Here is a 15,375-nt window from a genome sequence, read left to right as displayed (position 1 = left end):
CATGTGGATGATGGGGTTTATTCCCGTAGCCCTTTCCACGCTTTCCGTCACGGATAAAAAGCATTCTGGGATAATCGTCAAAAGTTGCGAGCCTGATTTGTTGTGACATACTACTAAAATTGATGGTATACTTAAATATTCAAAGATGGTTTCCCGGCTGCGATGGTATAGGCTTCTTTCAGCACTTCTGAATACGTCGGGTGGGCATAGCAGAGGGAAGCCATGTTACTGGCTGTTACTTCGTATTCCAGGCCGACAACTGCCTGTGCGATCAGGTCCGCCGCCCGGGCGCCGATAATGTGTACTCCTAAAAGTTCTCCATATTTCGGATCGGAAAGCACCTTTACAAAACCGTCAGGCTCCATACCCGCCCTTGCTCTGGCATTTACGGCAAATGGAAATTTACCAATAGAATACTCCAGTCCCTGTTTTTTTAATTCTTCTTCCGTAACTCCTACAGAAGCAACTTCCGGCCAAGTGTATACTACCGAAGGAATACGGCCATAATTGATATGAGGTTTCTGACCATTGATTCTTTCCACCACAAATACCGCTTCTTCCTCTGCTTTATGGGCCAGCATGGCGCCGCCGATCACATCTCCGATGGCAAAAATATTTAAAGCTGTTGTCTGAAGCAGTTCATTGACTTTAATTGTACCGTCGGCATTCAATTCTACATTGGTGTTTTCCAGCCCCAGACCATTCACATAAGGCTTTCTTCCGACAGCAACGAGGATATAGTCGGCAGTAAGTTCCTGCTCTTCACCTTGTTTATTTCTGAAATAAACCTTAGCCGCATTGCCGAGGTTTTCGGCTTTGTAGACGGCTTTCCCGCATTGTATTTCTACGCCTTCTCTTGTTAATATTTTTGCTAAGGTTACTCCCAGTTCACGGTCCATATTGGCAATCAGCGTGTCAGCATATTCTACAATGGTTGTTTTTGTGCCGATCCTATTGAATATGGACGCCATTTCTACACCAATCACACCTCCGCCGATGATCACAATGCGCTCAGGCTGTTCCTTCAGAGCCAGGGCTTCGGTAGAGGTAATGATCCTGTTTTTATCAATGGCGACCCCAGGAATCGTGGCGGGTTTTGATCCGGTAGCAATAATGAATTTCTGTGACCTTATTACGGTTTCCGTCTGATCAGCATGTAATATCTTCAGGGAATCATTGTTGAGAAAAGATCCCGATCCCTGTAGAACTTTGATCCTGTTTTTTCGCATTAGGAAATCAAGCCCCTGTGTATTTTTAGCCACTACCTCTTTTTTTCGGTTGTACATCTGTTCAAAATTGAGCCCTAGGCCAGAAAACTCAATTCCATGCGCATTAAAGCTCTTTGCGGCTTCTGCATAATGATGCGTGCTGTCCAGCAATGCTTTGGTAGGAATGCAGCCAACGTTTGTACAGGTACCTCCCAATGTACTGTATTTTTCAACCAAAGCTGTTTTATAACCTAATTGAGCGCTCCTGATCGCAGCTACATATCCGCCGGGACCTGACCCGATAACGGTAATATCAAATTCTTCCATTGTATTGATCTAAAATTATATCTATAAAATAAACCGATTGGTCTTTTTTAAGGTAAAAAAAATTATGCTTCAATGCCTTTAATCAGTTTTTCTAAAAAGGACATGGCTATAGTAAGCTCTGCCATATGGCTGTTGACTTTCGCCTGCATGAACGCCCCCTCGATCATTGAAATCATGATCACGGCCATTTCAGTTGGATCGGTATCTGCCTTGATTTCATTCCTTTCTATGCCCCGCTTTATCTGGTTTTCAATAGACGTTTTCCAGAACCCCAGTGCTTTCTGTGCGCTTTCTTTCAGTTTAGGATGCGTGTCATCTGCTTCTGTAGCGGTATTTAAAATGGGGCAGCCTGCCTGAAGGTAAGGATACCTGAAATAATTTTTATAGGTCTGCGGATAAACCAGCAACCGTTCTATTGAATGCTCCGTAGCGAGTATGCGTTCTTTCATATGCTGAGTGATCCTGGCGAAGTTATGGTCAAACACGCTCAATGCGATCTCGTCTTTGTTCTCGAAATTACCGTAGATGCAGCCTTTTGAAAGCCCTGTGGCGTTCATTAAATCGTTTATCGATGTGCCCGCATAGCCTTTTGTATTAAATACGGATGCGGTTTTCTCGATAATCAGGCGCTTGGTATTTTCAGATTTTGTAGTTTTCATGCAGCATAAATTATCATTTATGACAAAGGTAAATAAAAAAATAAAACAATCGGTCTTTTTTTTAACATGTCAAATCCCAGTCTTGCCTCGTATCCTTATTTCAGGATATTCAGCCGTGAAAACATAATCGGTCCGTCTTATTATTCCGGTAAGGTCCATATAATCAAGTTAAAATGGTTACATGTTGTCCTGGAATATTGCTTATTCAAAGAACAAGTTAATATATAAAAATAGCAGGTTTTTGTATGGAGATTAAATTAGCTTATATTTTTTGCCCTGATCGCCGATACTGTCCGCTTGTCAGCAACACCGTCAAAATATTTTTTGAGGACTTCATTAAATATATTTTCTGTATCGCTAACCATTGCAAATAATGTCATGCAGGAGCGCAACTTGAGGTAATCGGGATATCCGAAGATTTCCTCTGCCGTAAAGCCATCGAGCTGTAGGAGGGCTTCTGAAATTTCAATCAGGTGCTTCCCAAGAACGGGGTGGGCCAAATATGAGATTGCTTCAGATACACCGGAGATGCCATATTCGTCGGATATTGCACTACTTCCCAAACCCCTGAGCTGCGGGAACACATACCACATCCAATGGGAAGTCTTCCTGCCATTTTTGATTTCAGAAAGTGCCTTCAGGTAAACTTGGTTCTGGGCATCCAAAAACCTTTTTAATTCCATATAAGTTTGCGATTTAATATAAATTCCAATATACAAAATTAAGCAAATTATTTCTGCATCTTTTGCCTTGGAAGCCCGATTTCATGCTCCTGCGGATATGGCACGCGATGGATCATGCTGACATTCTCGCGCAGATTCTGGTGCGCCATAGTATGCAAATCGGCGGAAGCTAAGTTATATAATGTGGCATTATAGTACATTTTCCCACGCTTATAGGCGACTATGCCAACGCAAAAATGTCCTATATTAACATTATGCAAAATAGCCAATGACATAGTCTTCACCAATGATGTTCAAAAAGTAAAAGCTTTAGAGCAAAAAGAGCGTGCAATGTATGAAAAATTGCTTTTAATTTCAGAATTGAAACGCATTTACATTGCAAGACACTTAAAAAGATAGCCTTTTGATTTACCCTTTATAAGCACAATGTATGCCATATAAAGAACACATAACTGCACCAGATTGAAAAAAGGTTGAAGCAAATCATGTCTTATTTTAAGTAAACTCTTTTATGGCTTTTGTAAATTTGGTAAAAATCTATTTTCGCAGATTATGGCTGTACCTGTCAATAAAGAAGAATTACAAAAGGCAATTGAAACGAATTACAACAAACTGAAAAAGGAATTATCGACCATTCCTGTTGAATTAACTACCACCACAGATTTAGAAGGACATGCAAAGGATACTACAATGAGTATCAATAATCTTATTTCTTATTTGATAGGGTGGGGAGAATTAGTGCTTAAATGGAATCGAAAAAAAGATAATAATGAGCTCGTAGATTTTCCTGAAACAGGTTATAAATGGAGGTAGTGTAAACTGAACTGTGTCACAGTACTCCTTTTAGGGTTCGGGATTAAGAGGCTGAAAGCCTCAAGCCCGAACCCTAAAAGGAGTTGCCGAAGGCTTTGATCCTATCCCCAAATTTAATATGTAATTGTTGCATTGTCAAACACCAATTTCGAATCGGCATGGTCCATTTTTTGGAAATATCTTTTATAGCCAGATATACAAGCTTTAACAGTGCCTGATCCGAAGTAAACGCCCCCTTGGTCTTGGTGACTTTTCTGATCTGACGGTGCATAGCCTCGATCGCGTTCGTAGTATAGATTGCTTTTCTGATGTCTGGGGTGTATTCAAAATAGGTAGAGAGATTTCCCCAGTTATCCAGCCAGCCTTTGACCGAAAGCGGGTATTTTTTGCCCCATTTATCCTCAAACTCCAATAGTTTTTCATAGCCCTGTTCCTGATTATTGGCCTGATAAACAGGTTTCATATCGGCAATAACGGCTTTTTTATCTTTTTCCGGCACATATCTTAGGCTAGAGCGTATCTGGTGTACGATGCAAAGCTGAACCTGTGTTTTGGGGTAGATGGATTCGATAGCCTCCGGAAAACCTTTCAGACCGTCCACGCAGGCTACCAGGATATCCTCCACACCCCGTTGTTTGAGATCGCTCAGAACCGATAACCAGAACTTGGCACCTTCGTTCTCCGAAAGGTAGATGCCGATCAGTTCTTTACGGCCATCTTGATTGACTCCCAAGATATTATAAACCGCCCGGCTCTGCACGCTGCCATTATCCTTGACTTTGTAGTGCATGCAGTCCAGAAAAACAAAAGGATAGACCGATTCAAGCGGACGGTTTCGCCACTCGTTCATCGCAGGAATGATCTTGTCAGTGATGTGGGAAATTTCTGTAGCAGAGATATCCATCGCGTACATCTCCTTAACATAGCTGGAAATATCACGCGTGCTCATTCCTCGGGCATACATTGCTAAAACATTGTCTTCCAGTTCTTCGGTGATAATCAGCTGACGTTTAGGGACTATCTTAGGTTCAAAAGTGCCATTACGGTCACGGTTACTTTCCAGTTCAAAATGGCCGGACTGAAGACTTCTGACCGTCTTTTTTGTCTTCCCGTTTTTACGGTTGTTTTCTCCAGAGGCTTTGCTTTCCTCGATATGATGATCAAGCTCGCCCTCAAGCATCGATTCCAAAAGGTGTTTCAGCATCGGAGCAAAAACACCATCAGTACCGCCCATCTTTTTACCGGCGTAAAGCTCCTTCATCGCTTCCGCTTTGAAGCGCTCAAAATCAAATTTCTCGTTTCCCATTATTCTGTGTCTAATATAAATATTCTTTATCTGACACAGTTTAATTTACACCCTCGAATTATTACTTATTCATGAGCTTATACAAGGAGAATTATGGATTGAAGAAGAATCCTTTGACTTGGAATTAATGATAAATAAAGTAGTAAAGTCCTAATTTCAAAACAGCTTAGTTGATAAAACAAGAGTATTTTTTTTGAAAGTATCCTTACCTAAAATCAGGCAAACAAATACAGCTGATCCTCTTCATCACTCAAAAAATGATCCTCATTGCAGATGGTGTCAATCTCAAAATCATATAATCTGAAACCAGCTATTTTTAATGGATCAACGCATTCTAATTTTTGATCTTTAAGTACATATTTTTCGCGGAGATCCATCCAAAGTCTGCCGAGGTAGTTGCTTCCAACAAGGTCACCATTTCCCATATTCTTTACCCCCCAATATTGATCCTTATGAGATAACTCTACGATTGACCTTCCTGCCGTTTCTTTTAGGATTGGATACAATTTATTCCAATGTTGAGAGAGCTTAACCTCTAAAACCCATCGCATTATCTTTAATTTAATCAAATCCCAGTCCTGTCTCGTATAATAAAGATATTTTTTGCTGATCATTTTAGCTGTCATAGGGCTTTTCTGAGTTAAGATCTCATTTTGAGCCTTTGGAAATAAAGAATATCTCATGGCTTGATAGAGAGCCTCACTACTTGGAATAATGATATCATTAATAAAAAGAGGAAATTTGGAAGACATATTTGACAACTCCCCAAACTCTTCATTTGTTTTGGAAAACATAACCACACTATCGATGTGATAAGTATTATATTTCTTTGATTCCATTGACATTATCGCACTCCTCTATTTTTTACAACGAATAAGGGTCTCCAATTATTACTTCCCCACCAAAATACTATAGGAGAATTATTGGGAATATTTCTATATGTGAAGAACAACGTTCCAAGGCCAAATGTTTTATGTGATTTCACAGTATAACCTAAAGGTCGGATTTGCTCTACTCTTAATTCTCCTACTCTGGAAAGGATTTCGATGCCTTTTGTCAAAAATAAGGTTTCTAATCTATTTCTAGCAACAGAAGAAGAAAATAAATTTTCTTCGTGCGGTTGAGTAGAAAGGCGAAACGCGTACTCAGATTTGTTAACGGCATTAAGAGAATTTAAATACTCATGAATTACAGGGTCTTGGTTATCAATAGGAACCATGTTGTTGAGTTTAGGGCTGTAATCTTTTATATTATTTTCGATCATATAGTACACCTGGATGTGGAGAATAGCTTCGACTTCAGTACCAATATTTTTGATCAAACCATATTTGGTATTATAAATACCCCAAGAGTGACCACACAGAAGGCATACGTGAATTTTGATTTGCTTGTCTTTGAGGTATTGAAAGTTCGTTTTCGTTTTGTCGACATCATTTATTGAATTGAACCATTCATTGAAATTTCTAGAAATAGTTTGACCAGTGGATAGTATATCATCCAAATAGATGTATCGCTTAGCGATTCGTCCTGATGACCCTAAATTGCATTTATAGAACTTAACTAAGATTTCGTCCAATAAGTTCAACAATTCACACTGACTTTTATGCTCTGGTTGGAGTTTAAGAAAAACAGTTTCCGCAATGAAAGTGGGTACATCGGGGTATTTAAAAACTTTAATCCAATGATCAATATAAAGTCTTAAGATATGGACACATTTTGTTTTGGAATAGTATGTTTTTTGGAAAATGTTTTGAAGTTCTTCTAATACAAAACCCTGGTCAGGTGTATTAAATTGACTTACCCAATCTAAGACATGTTCTCTTGAGACAGTATTATTTTCATAATCAGACAAGATATTCGCTATATTTTGTGCAGTGTTTATCATAAATGTGGTTATATTGGCTATACAACTTATCTTTTGAAGTTATAAATATAAATATCGTAAAAAATAACAAACTTTATAATCTCCTTCGACAGAATAAAAGAATAACCAGCAGTTGTTTTGTCTTTTATATGGTGTTAATGATGGTAGTTTGTATTGTCTTTTCAAACCTATAGATTATCCATCTCGTTTTCTTACGGTTTCCCGTAAACAATCCTTCTTTCAAACGTATACCTTAGCCTTACAATTTGTAATAATCTTGAAAGTTAATATCTGTAAACATATTAATTCAGAATAAATAATGTATATTAGGCTTGGGTATTAACCTTGCCCGATTGAAAAGTAGCATGCCATGATAGTAACCACGACCAATTCCATCGAAGGGAGGGAGATTTCACGATATAATGATCCAATAGCAGCCAATGTTGTCATCGGCACCAATATCTTTAGCGATATAGGGGCGAGCTATGTAGATTTCTTTGGCGGTCGCTCTACCAGTTATGAGAAGATGCATGAGATGTACAAGCGCGTTACCGAAATGCTCAAGCAGCGCGCGCAGGCAATTCGTGCTGATGCTATTATTGGGCTTAGTGTAGATATCGACGAAATCTCAGGAAAGGGGAGTCAGATGTTTATGATTACTCCGGTGGGTACTCCGGTACATCTTAAAGAGGTTGCCCGCGTTCCAATGGAGAAGCAGGATGATCTATTAGATGGCGAACTGATTCAGCAAAAAGTCCGAGCAGAAATTATCTTAGAAAATTATAAGTCGCTAGAGTCTATCAATAAGGACACTGTCGAATTTATCGCTACGTCAGGTTTAAGGGAATTTGAACCACTTGTATTCAAAGCAATGAATGAGGATTACGGTATAGAACAAACTCCAAAAGAAAAGCAGGAAATGCTATTCCGCTATTTTGATTACTTACCGGATGAGGGCGCCATTGCTATTCTTTATAATGCTTTATTAGAAGGCAATTTGACAACCTTACAAGTAAAACGTATCAATGCGATTATCACTTCATCCAATTTTATAGATTACACAAAAGCTATTAACCTTTTAAATAGTAATGCACATGCTAGACGTATTGCACTGAAAATATTCTCTTTGGACAAAGATTGGTATTCAAAAGAAGATATAGCTATACTGAAAAGTTTAGAAGGAAATGCTTTAGCAAAGTTCTTCCCCGAACTTGTACAAGTTGAGGAATCGAAGGGAATGTTTTCGAGTGGAAAAGAAGTGTGGCGATGTGAATGTGGTCATACAAATAAGCTTGACTATTCAAATTGTGGCTCATGCACACGAGATAAGAGAGGTTTTACTGAGAAAAGTTTAAAGCCGGAAGAGGTGCAGATGACGTTGAATAGAAGGATTAAAATAATTGATAAAACTGTCACTAATTAGTGTTATCAGACTAAAAATTGAGTTTTAAAATGATGATTTTTTTTTACATTTTTATGCAATTGACCTCTCGATTAGAGATAAAGAAGAGCTGAAAAAGTAATCTCATTTTATTATACTAAATTCAAAAAAAACATGAAAGGTAATAATTCATTAATTAAAAAAGTTTTTTATTGCCTAATTCCATTAATCATTCTTTTCGCTATCGAATTGATGGACAATTTTAAAAACTTAAAGTTGTTAGTTTTAGTTGTGAATGGTAATAAAGGAACGGCAACGATTGTCGATAATCCATTTTATGAGTTATCTAAGTCTGAAGAATTTTTAAGTAAAGACGGTGACTTTGATTCGGAAAAATTTGAGGAGTTTTTGAGATCTAAAGCTATTCTAGAGAAAAAATATATAAAATTTGAATATTTTGATGGTGCTAAAATTTATACTGATTCTTTGCTTTATAACTATGACGTTGATTATGGCTCAGACCCTGAAACAGGAAGTTATTATTCTGAATGGGTAAATCAGTTATCTGAGTTTATGCCAACAATTAATACGGAGCCAGTTGGGTATAAATTTGATATAATATATTTTAAAGATTTGTCATACCCCGAAATGGTTGTCTACGGGATTAAAAAACACAAAGAGCATCATGCGATCATAAGAAATTTTATATTTATGTGGGGGCTTGGGATCTTAATTTCAGGTTTTATTTTCAGACATTACTTTATTCTGAAAAATTAAAACAATCAAACTTAGGATTATAGAAGAAAATGAAATGCCCTGGTAGACTTACCTGTTTTTGGGAAGGCTTCAAAAGTGGGAAGGCTTCACTTAACCATTAAAAAGGGGGAGTGTAACTCAAGCTGTGTCATATTTCTTCATCAATTTTTTCATTTATTTTATCCAGATAAGCCTGTAAATCGATAGCAGCAACTGTGCCAATAGCCTGTTGTAGATAACGGGACAGTTGCATGAAAAATGTCACCATCGAATTTTCAGGCTTACTAAATGATACATCGACAAATTGACGACCATTGTAGTAATCTGTGATTCTTTTCTCAAAGTCTTTCGGCTTTGATAAACTCAGATCCTCTGAACCATTATACTCTACAAAAAAACTACCGTAATCTGCAGCACAACCGAAATCTATAGATTTAAAGCCTTTTTGCTTTTCAAGTATTTTTGAAATTGTGCCAGTTCTTTTATAAGTGTTGGTACTTGCTAAAATTCCACCAACAATTTTTGTCAATGGACGTGCGAACACAGTTTTTCCTGATGCTATCATATCGACAGATGTCCGTTTTAGTACACGCACACTTTCTATTTTTTCAGCGGCATAGGTTATAAAGTCTTTGTTCTTTTTCCCTTTACCCATAGGTATACTGCCATTGAAATCCGGTTTTACTTCAAAAACTGCATAGACTCCTTCGGCCGGAATATAATGGAAATCATTCTGGGTAAAAATGAAAGGGGTAAACCAGTTGTCATAAATTACTATATCTATCTGCTGGCTAGTTTGCCCTGTATAATCTATTACAATTGCCTTATCAACACTATACCTGTTTGGTAAATAAGCTCTAAGCCATTCTATCCATGCATTTTCTAAAGAATCTCCTTTCGATCCTGGGTGATTAATAAATTCTCTATTGGTGCTTAATTGTGCGGTCATCTGGTTCTGTAATCCGCTGAAAAGCATTTTTAATTCAACTTTTTTCATAATTGATTAATGTATTATTTTTAAGTAAATAGATTTCGAAGTCATTTAATTTTAGTTTGGAGAGACTGAGAATAAGTAATACTGGATTAGTGATACTAACTGTCGGACAATTTGCGACTTCGATCATAGCATTCAAATCGGTTGAGCTAAACTGAACACTTCCATTAGGATGGGTGTGCCATTCTCCCACATAGTAAATGTTCCTCTCCGAAAATAATTGGTTAAATGTTTCGATTAAACCATCTGTACTTCGTTCGAATGAGTAGGGTTGACCTTTATATTTAATTGGAAGCAAATATTCAACAACAAAGAGTGTTTTGAAATCAGATGAATATCTGCCCAATAAAAATCCTCCAAACTCATCTGGATAGTGCTTCTGTCCAATTTCGCTTAATTCAACTATTAAACTTTCACTTATTTCCAAGGACAATCCGTTTGTAGTATTCAGTTTCAATAGGATATAATTTTAAGTTGTCCGAGATCAATTTCTTCTTTTACAACAAAGGAATGCAATCTTTTATCAGAAGATAAAGTTCTATTAATATGTTTTAAGGCCATTTGTACCATAAGGCTGATGTCATTGTAAGATCCCTTAAAGGTAGGTGCCCAGCATCCGGTAGGATTGTAAAGATCTGATGTATCATTTTCAAGCACATTCCCAAATTGGTTATTTACGAATCTGAATAAATTGGGATAAATACCACATACCAATTCTTCAGCATGGTTGGTAATGGAAAGACTAATAAGGCACGTTTTCAGTTGTAGTCCATCAAGAATATAGAGCAAGTCATTGTCTGTTGAACAATCGAATACAAAATCGTATTCATTTAAAATATCCGTGATCTCAGATTTAGAAAAATCTGTTCCAGTTTGAGCTTTGGTCAATACATCGAACATGGTATTATTACCTATACTGATATTTACGAATGGTGATATTTTACATAAAATGGTTGATAATTCGTGGACCTTGTCAGTGATCCCATTTCTGAATTCATATTCGGATCTACACACGTTTTCAGGTTCCTTTCGGTCGTAGTCGACCAAGTGGATGTTTTTGCAGCCACATCGCACAAGTGTCCGTGCGTGAATACTGCCCACGGCTCCGATTCCTATTATTAGTATTTTACTTTCCGTGAGTTTTTCACAAAATCTACCTCTTCCGAAAAAGTATTCATAAGAACTGTTTCTTGCTATTCCCCAGTCAATTGGTGAGTCAAGGATTTTGGTATTCCAGTTTCCGGTTTTTTTTTCGTTGATATATTCCGGCTCACCAACGAATGGAAAGTTACCGACCTGAAACAAAGCTATTTGCCAATGAACTTCATCATTATTGATGTTATAGCCGATGAACAAGGGTATTATTCCTTTCTGTTTATTTTTCAATAACTTCTTTTCCATTTTATGAAGCTGATTTAACAACTCCAATGGCAAAATAGAAGACAGTTGTTGCCAATTGCTTACAATAAATCTTTGGTATTCAGATGGCGGCTGTGGTGAAAAACAATAAAATCCTCCTTCAGTAGCTTTTTCATGCTGATAAATAGTACTCCATTGACATTTTCTAATGGTTTTATCATAAGAGACGAACTCTTTAACCAAATGGTTGATAACTGGGTTACTGTCGTTTACTTTTCCTAATTCTCCTTCCTGTATTAAGTGAAGATTTACAAAGCCAAAGTCACCGGGTTTGAAAGGTACTTCACAACCTGTAAATATAAAAGTTTGAAGTTTACCTTTTAAAGGGTTTTCAGGAACAACCAAATGCTCGTAATGATCATCTTTATCTTTATTAATATAATACTTAAGTATCCATGCTTTTAGAGAAGCTAGATCAATATTAAGTTTGTCTTTTAAATCCGGATTACTTGTTGTGTGGATGCAGATTAAACCATTTCGCATCACATGGCTGTACTCCAAAAGATCACTATTGAAGAACAAAATTGATTCAGTTTCATGAACTTTAAATGGATATGTAAATGCAATGGAGAATTCAAAAGATAGTGGGCTCTCCATGACGTCAAGCTTGATGGATAGACGACCTGTTACAGTATGATCATCCATGTTAATATTAAGCAGCTCAACGTCCGGAGTTTCCCGTATACAGTTTTCTATAAGTTCTTTACGATTCACCATTTTATCCGAAACGTTCAGTATCTTTTGGAATGGAATGAATGATCGCCGGACCCTTTATACCATAAGAATTATCGGTAGTTTTCTGTTCTTCAAACTGTTCGTTTATTGGGAAATAACTTTTTATATTCTCACTACTTTCCTCGATCCGCTCGATAACAGTTTTAAAACGATTGGCCAAATTCTCTCTTTGCCAAGTATCTAGAGATTCCATTACGTCGTTATTAGAATTTCCAGGATCAACCAATGTAAACGTTTCTTTGGTGATATTTTCTTGGACATAAGTCATCACACCCTTCAATTTATCCCATAGGCCACCAGTTATGGAGGTTTTGTCAAATGCCTTTACTACTAAGAGTTCCATTAAAAATGACTTAAATTGTTCGCCGTTATGGTACTTCCACAATTTTAATAGCCGAATAATTTTCCGCTCATTATCCCTTGCTTTAATATGGTCGATCTGTGAATCAATATTGGTTTTTAGATAAGTGTCTTTCTGGATGAAACCCATGCCCTCATTGAAGAAAACATTGAGATCCCTAGATTCAGGATAATCGTCAGCTGTTAACTCTCTTCCTGGTACTACATCAATACTGACAATATCCCCGTCACTATCTTTGTCGAAAATTACTCCAATTGAAACCTTTTGTTTTCTGATTGTAGCAATATCTTTGTAAGTTTCATATAGGTAATCATAAACATCTTCAAACATTTCACGCAAGGTGGCATACGAATTACGCTTAAATGGAACTACTAAGTCGAGGTCAAACTTACAGTTTACAGCCGTATGCTTGGCGTAAGAGCCAGAGTTAAATGGTCCATAGATATCAGAACCATAACGCTCTTCAAGTGCCTCCTTTATTGAATTACGTTTTTCTTTATACTTTTCTACTGATGATTCAATGTGTGACATCCGATGGGATTGTAGTACACTTTGAAGATGATCATTTCGATTTACTGCCATAATTTTGTCTTTTAAATTTATAATTGGTTATTAATACATAATCATATTTAGCGACAACATATCTTATAAACTTTTTCGCAAAATATGGATTAGAAAATCTGAATACAAAAGATCTGCCAACCTTTTTTCTGCCCAAAAATGGCAGATTTTAAATAAATAATTGTCTTTTTGGCATATTCTGTGATTCACAATGATAAAATTTCTTATACTTAAATCGACAAGTCGTATAGTTTAACTATTTACAGCTGAGATTACACTTTCGGCAATACGCGATATTTCTGTGGCAGAGATATTCATAGCATACATCCCGCGGATAAATTCACTTATCGCCCGTGTGCTCATTCCTTTGGCATACATGCTCAATACGTATCCCTCAAGCTTTTTAGTAATGATTAATTGTTTTAGGCACTACTTTCGGCTCAAACGTACCGGATCTATTACGACCTGTTTCCAGCTCAAATGTCCCAGTGTTAAGGCCACGGACAGTCTTTTTTGTCTTGCCATTTCGCCGGTTGCTATTGCCCGAAGCTTTCTCCTCGTTCAAATGGTTTTCCTTTATCAAAGTCATTATCTTTTTTTTAAAATTAACTCTTTGTAACTTTTCTTATCATCAAAGAATTCATAAGAGACTCCAGAAATAGATAAGTTGTTTGTTGTTGATTTGATACAATCTTGCAATTGTGAGCCTCTTTTAAGGTCTTGTACATTGATTTCATAACTTGAAATTCTGGCGAGAGAATTGTCAGATCTTATTGTTGTTTGAAGGTTCACTATGTTATCTGAATATACCAAGTGATCATCACTTACCATTATTACGATTTGAGTTGAGGGATTAATTCCATAGTGAAGATTAGGAAAATTTTGCGAATCAATGTCTTGTAATTTATTAATCTCGAATACCCCGTTTTCTATATAAAAATGTGTTTGAATATTTTTAGCAATAACGTGTTTTGAAAAGTTAAAAAAATAAGCCTTGACAGTAATAAAATTATAGTTTCTATTATTGTAAAAATCCACAATAGTCGTTTCACATTCAACATCCGCTAGTTTAATTTGGTTAAACATCGAATCTACAATATAATGCGGAGCAGGTTTTGATTGTCCATCTAATCGAATGAAATACTGTCCATTTAATTGATGTGGTTTGGAACCGCTTTCCTGCACTTCAATGATATAAACATATCCGTTATTAAATTCTAACCTCTCAGCTTTTATCCCTGTGGGCATGTAAGATATAGAACTGGAAATTCTATTGATCAGTTGATCTTTTTCCTTTCTTTCTTTAACGGGCACGAAATCGCCTACGCAAACTTTTAGCATGCCTCTTTCAGGAGACTTATCTTCCGGAGATCCCCAAATAAGGACGCCGCCTGAAGAGTTCAGGAAAGCAGATACCGTTTTAAGGATATTGTTGTTAAATACTCCCTCGAAGTCTCCTTTTCCACTTTTAAATTCAAGTATTTCACTTTCTTCTTTCACTTCTGAAAAATAAACCTTAAGGTCTTCAATTGTGAGTTCCCTAATTGATTTTCCGAAAATATTTTTGCAATAATCTGTCATAGCTAATTCTATATGGAGTATCTAAGTTATAATATTTTACTTTAAATGTGAACATTAAATGCTATCAAGGCGGTCTTATACGTCTATAGCTTTACAGTTTTGGTTAAAAACGTAAAGGAAACATGAAAGAACAAGTTTTGTCTCGATTTGAATTCGAAGAAGAATTTAAAGAGAAATTAGTAGAGCTGGTGCTTTATAAAAATCTATCAACATAACAGACTGCAAACAAGTACGGACTCCCCAATACGACGATCTTAATCAATTGGATTAACAATTATAAACGCAAATTAGAAAAGGGAGCCGTAACTTTAGTACCTATGGAAAAGCCAGGAACAAAAGACGTTACCGCTCTAAAAAAACGGATCAAGGATCTGGAGAAAGCTTTAGAAAAAGCCAATGTGCTAATTTACGGTCTTAACTTTATGATTGACCATGCTGAAAAGGAGAACAAAATTGCGATCCGAAAAAAAGTGGTACCAAACAATAAAGCTAATCAAAAAGCATGTGACAAGGATGGGAGTCGGTCCACTTTGTAAATTGTTTGGTAAAAGCCGACAAGCTTATTACGATCATATATGGCATCTTCACGACCATACTGATCAGTAAAATCTGGCTGTAGACATGGTTCGCCTTGTTCGCCGTGAACTACCTGGGTTAGGTGGTAACAAGCTTTATAAATGTCTATATACTCCTTTCCGAAGTAATGGTGGGTATTTCGGAGTAATGA

15 protein-coding genes and 1 pseudogene are annotated in these 15,375 nt (G+C 36.8%); 3 read left to right on the top strand and 13 right to left on the bottom strand.

Annotation, left to right across the window (positions count from 1 at the left end):
* Positions 1 to 131 precede the first annotated feature (131 nt).
* From lpdA to B3E00_RS20340, 3 genes are all read right to left on the bottom strand, one after another.
* Positions 132 to 1,535 (bottom strand): dihydrolipoyl dehydrogenase, encoded by a 1,404-nt coding sequence (lpdA, locus tag B3E00_RS20350; RefSeq protein ID WP_293939860.1) that lies wholly within the window; start codon positions 1,533 to 1,535, stop codon positions 132 to 134.
* Between the two features lie 62 nt (positions 1,536 to 1,597).
* Complete coding sequence (locus tag B3E00_RS20345) at positions 1,598 to 2,194, bottom strand: TetR/AcrR family transcriptional regulator (RefSeq protein WP_209579649.1); 597 nt, start codon at positions 2,192 to 2,194, stop codon at positions 1,598 to 1,600.
* Positions 2,195 to 2,451: 257 nt separating this feature from the next.
* Positions 2,452 to 2,877: a DUF1810 domain-containing protein gene (locus B3E00_RS20340; RefSeq protein WP_349681469.1), complete on the bottom strand. Its 426-nt coding sequence runs from the start codon at positions 2,875 to 2,877 to the stop codon at positions 2,452 to 2,454.
* Between the two features lie 552 nt (positions 2,878 to 3,429).
* Between B3E00_RS20340 and B3E00_RS20335 the strand changes: the two genes are divergently transcribed.
* A complete protein-coding gene (locus B3E00_RS20335) occupies positions 3,430 to 3,690 on the top strand; it encodes a ClbS/DfsB family four-helix bundle protein (protein ID WP_293939858.1) in 261 nt (86 codons plus the stop codon).
* Positions 3,691 to 3,763: 73 nt separating this feature from the next.
* Here the strand turns inward: B3E00_RS20335 and B3E00_RS20330 are convergent, their stop codons facing one another.
* The 3 genes from B3E00_RS20330 to B3E00_RS20320 all read right to left on the bottom strand — a co-directional run bounded on the left by B3E00_RS20330 (position 3,764) and on the right by B3E00_RS20320 (position 6,881).
* The gene (locus tag B3E00_RS20330) at positions 3,764 to 4,996 is read right to left on the bottom strand and encodes an IS256 family transposase (protein WP_293939857.1); all 1,233 of its coding nucleotides are present in this window, start codon (positions 4,994 to 4,996) and stop codon (positions 3,764 to 3,766) included.
* Between the two features lie 215 nt (positions 4,997 to 5,211).
* Positions 5,212 to 5,841: an NADAR family protein gene (locus tag B3E00_RS20325; protein ID WP_293939856.1), complete on the bottom strand. Its 630-nt coding sequence runs from the start codon at positions 5,839 to 5,841 to the stop codon at positions 5,212 to 5,214.
* On the bottom strand, positions 5,841 to 6,881 hold the full coding sequence (locus B3E00_RS20320; RefSeq protein WP_293939855.1) for a phosphoribosyltransferase-like protein: 1,041 nt from the start codon (positions 6,879 to 6,881) through the stop codon (positions 5,841 to 5,843). The genes B3E00_RS20325 and B3E00_RS20320 overlap by 1 nt, the downstream gene beginning before the upstream one ends.
* Positions 6,882 to 7,230: 349 nt before the next feature.
* On the opposite strand from B3E00_RS20320, the gene B3E00_RS20315 reads away from it, so the two are divergent.
* Together B3E00_RS20315 and B3E00_RS20310 are read left to right on the top strand one after the other, a co-directional pair.
* Positions 7,231 to 8,283, top strand: a complete 1,053-nt coding sequence (locus tag B3E00_RS20315) for a YbjQ family protein (protein ID WP_293939854.1) — start codon at positions 7,231 to 7,233, stop codon at positions 8,281 to 8,283.
* A 132-nt stretch (positions 8,284 to 8,415) separates the two neighbouring features.
* Positions 8,416 to 9,018 (top strand): hypothetical protein, encoded by a 603-nt coding sequence (locus B3E00_RS20310; RefSeq protein WP_293939853.1) that lies wholly within the window; start codon positions 8,416 to 8,418, stop codon positions 9,016 to 9,018.
* Between the two features lie 127 nt (positions 9,019 to 9,145).
* On the opposite strand, the gene B3E00_RS20305 is transcribed toward B3E00_RS20310, so the two are convergent.
* From B3E00_RS20305 to B3E00_RS20275, 7 genes and pseudogenes are all read right to left on the bottom strand, one after another.
* Positions 9,146 to 9,994, bottom strand: a complete 849-nt coding sequence (locus tag B3E00_RS20305; protein WP_293939852.1) for a DUF6602 domain-containing protein — start codon at positions 9,992 to 9,994, stop codon at positions 9,146 to 9,148.
* On the bottom strand, positions 9,981 to 10,448 hold the full coding sequence (locus B3E00_RS20300; protein WP_293939851.1) for a Mov34/MPN/PAD-1 family protein: 468 nt from the start codon (positions 10,446 to 10,448) through the stop codon (positions 9,981 to 9,983). Before B3E00_RS20300 ends, B3E00_RS20305 begins: the two co-directional genes overlap by 14 nt.
* A complete protein-coding gene (locus B3E00_RS20295) occupies positions 10,445 to 12,127 on the bottom strand; it encodes a ThiF family adenylyltransferase (protein ID WP_293939850.1) in 1,683 nt (560 codons plus the stop codon). The genes B3E00_RS20300 and B3E00_RS20295 overlap by 4 nt, the downstream gene beginning before the upstream one ends.
* Position 12,128: 1 nt before the next feature.
* On the bottom strand, positions 12,129 to 13,088 hold the full coding sequence (locus B3E00_RS20290) for a nucleotidyltransferase (RefSeq protein ID WP_293939849.1): 960 nt from the start codon (positions 13,086 to 13,088) through the stop codon (positions 12,129 to 12,131).
* 237 nt (positions 13,089 to 13,325) lie between these two features.
* Positions 13,326 to 13,641 (bottom strand): annotated as a pseudogene (locus tag B3E00_RS22280) (transposase); the annotation flags it as partial.
* Between the two features lie 14 nt (positions 13,642 to 13,655).
* Entirely contained in the window at positions 13,656 to 14,648 is a 993-nt protein-coding gene (locus tag B3E00_RS20280) for a helix-turn-helix domain-containing protein (RefSeq protein WP_293939847.1), read from the bottom strand.
* 493 nt (positions 14,649 to 15,141) lie between these two features.
* Positions 15,142 to 15,375 (bottom strand): hypothetical protein (locus tag B3E00_RS20275; RefSeq protein ID WP_293939846.1); only part of this gene is annotated, 234 nt, incomplete at its 5' end.

The sequence above is a fragment of the Sphingobacterium sp. UBA5996 genome (assembly GCF_002429765.1).
Lineage (GTDB): Bacteria > Bacteroidota > Bacteroidia > Sphingobacteriales > Sphingobacteriaceae > Sphingobacterium.
Note: the sequence above shows the minus strand (reverse complement) of the source record. Positions and strands in the feature narration are given on the sequence as shown.

Excerpts from the sequence above, each read along its gene's own strand:
- lpdA (WP_293939860.1), bottom strand. The coding sequence starts at position 1,535 with ATGGAAGAATTTGATATTACCGTTATCGGGTCAGGTCCCGGCGGATAT.
- B3E00_RS20345 (WP_209579649.1), bottom strand. The coding sequence starts at position 2,194 with ATGAAAACTACAAAATCTGAAAATACCAAGCGCCTGATTATCGAGAAA.
- B3E00_RS20340 (WP_349681469.1), bottom strand. The coding sequence starts at position 2,877 with ATGGAATTAAAAAGGTTTTTGGATGCCCAGAACCAAGTTTACCTGAAG.
- B3E00_RS20335 (WP_293939858.1), top strand. The coding sequence starts at position 3,430 with ATGGCTGTACCTGTCAATAAAGAAGAATTACAAAAGGCAATTGAAACG.
- B3E00_RS20330 (WP_293939857.1), bottom strand. The coding sequence starts at position 4,996 with ATGGGAAACGAGAAATTTGATTTTGAGCGCTTCAAAGCGGAAGCGATG.
- B3E00_RS20325 (WP_293939856.1), bottom strand. The coding sequence starts at position 5,841 with ATGTCAATGGAATCAAAGAAATATAATACTTATCACATCGATAGTGTG.
- B3E00_RS20320 (WP_293939855.1), bottom strand. The coding sequence starts at position 6,881 with ATGATAAACACTGCACAAAATATAGCGAATATCTTGTCTGATTATGAA.
- B3E00_RS20315 (WP_293939854.1), top strand. The coding sequence starts at position 7,231 with ATGATAGTAACCACGACCAATTCCATCGAAGGGAGGGAGATTTCACGA.
- B3E00_RS20310 (WP_293939853.1), top strand. The coding sequence starts at position 8,416 with ATGAAAGGTAATAATTCATTAATTAAAAAAGTTTTTTATTGCCTAATT.
- B3E00_RS20305 (WP_293939852.1), bottom strand. The coding sequence starts at position 9,994 with ATGAAAAAAGTTGAATTAAAAATGCTTTTCAGCGGATTACAGAACCAG.
- B3E00_RS20295 (WP_293939850.1), bottom strand. The coding sequence starts at position 12,127 with ATGGTGAATCGTAAAGAACTTATAGAAAACTGTATACGGGAAACTCCG.
- B3E00_RS20290 (WP_293939849.1), bottom strand. The coding sequence starts at position 13,088 with ATGGCAGTAAATCGAAATGATCATCTTCAAAGTGTACTACAATCCCAT.
- B3E00_RS20280 (WP_293939847.1), bottom strand. The coding sequence starts at position 14,648 with ATGACAGATTATTGCAAAAATATTTTCGGAAAATCAATTAGGGAACTC.